Origin of the sequence: Actinomyces sp. HMSC075C01 (assembly GCF_001812965.1) — a bacterium.
Classification (GTDB): domain Bacteria; phylum Actinomycetota; class Actinomycetes; order Actinomycetales; family Actinomycetaceae; genus Actinomyces; species Actinomyces acetigenes.
The window spans coordinates 172102-172414 of the sequence record NZ_KV811040.1; the positions used below are offsets into that span (position 1 = coordinate 172102).

The following is a 313-nucleotide window of genomic DNA, read 5'->3' on the forward strand; positions in this document are numbered from 1 at the left end:
GATGGCTCGCTCCAGGCGGTGGCGTCTGCGGTCGGTGGGGACCAGCCAGACCACCAGGGGGAAGACGTCGCCGTCGCTGGCCTGGGCTTGGTGTTCCTGGTAGCGCCAGCAGGTGGCGATAACCCGGCCAGGGTTCTCGGTAGCCCGGTCGACCTCGACGAGGTAGCGGTCCTCATAGGCCGGGCTGGTGATGGTCACGGCCAGGTCGGGGCGTAGCACCTGTACCTGGCCGCTGGGGCTGAGCGCAGTGCGCCAGCAGTCCGGCTCCAAGGCCACCGCCGCCTCGGTGTCCGCCTCCTGGCGGACGGCCTCC

At 71.2% G+C, this 313-nt stretch carries 1 protein-coding gene; it reads right to left on the reverse strand.

What is annotated here, in order from left to right:
• On the reverse strand, positions 1-313 hold a 313-nt coding region (locus HMPREF2883_RS15700; protein WP_256277496.1), incomplete at both ends, for a replication-relaxation family protein.